Source organism: Vibrio sp. 1580 (genome assembly GCF_033340055.1).
This window is the reverse complement of sequence record NZ_JAWOVT010000176.1, coordinates 1-815: the sequence shown is the minus strand read 5'-3', so window position 1 is coordinate 815 and position 815 is coordinate 1. Positions and strand designations below refer to the sequence as shown.

At 46.0% G+C, this 815-nt stretch carries 1 protein-coding gene; it reads right to left on the bottom strand.

The window, feature by feature from the left end; translation table 11 throughout:
- Positions 1 to 815 (bottom strand): magnesium transporter (locus R7093_RS24825; RefSeq protein WP_318146965.1); only part of this gene is annotated, 815 nt, incomplete at both ends.

Here is an 815-nt window from a genome sequence, read left to right as displayed (position 1 = left end):
ACCACAGTAAAGTAAATCCACATACCTGATATATCAACGATTGATGCAAGCACAGGGCTCACCAATACGGCTGGGTCTAGCTTGCAAGCACGGGCAATTATTGGCAACAAACCGCCAAGCGTTGTGGAAATTGAGACTTGAATAAACAAAGCAACGGCGATTGCAAGTGCGATGTCTGTCAGTTCAAAGCCCCCCGTAGATTGGCCAGCACTAAAAAGCATAATGCGTCCAACCATAACTATTGCGATCGCTAATGCGAGACACAGCGCTACGCGACTTTCTTTCCAAAGTACTGCTAACCACTGACGCTTTTTAAGCTCACCTGTGGCCAATGCACGAATGACCAATGTGGCCGCTTGAGTACCCGTATTACCACCAGCCGCCGCAATCACCGGCATGTACACTGCAAGTAAAACCAGTTGGCTCAATGTATCTTCATACTGAGCAATAATCAGCCCAGAAACGATCCCCAATAAAGCGAGAGCAATAATCCAGCCTATTCGCTGCTTTACATGCTCTAGTACGCCTGTTGATAAGTAACCGTCAGGAGTATCAACTTCCGACACATGCAAACCCAATTGGTGCGCATAGTGACGCGCACGCTTATCATGACCCGCATGCTCAAGTTGAGACATCAAACTGTTCACATACCCTACAGAACAGTGCTTCAAAATCCCCACCGCTTCATCTATTGGCATGATGGTGAGCAAATGAAGTTGCTGCTCTTGATCGTATTTCAAAAACGCATTGCGAGCTGCACCAATTTCTACTTCAGAAAAGTTTGGTGTTGTTTCAATAAAAGTGTTGTTCATTAC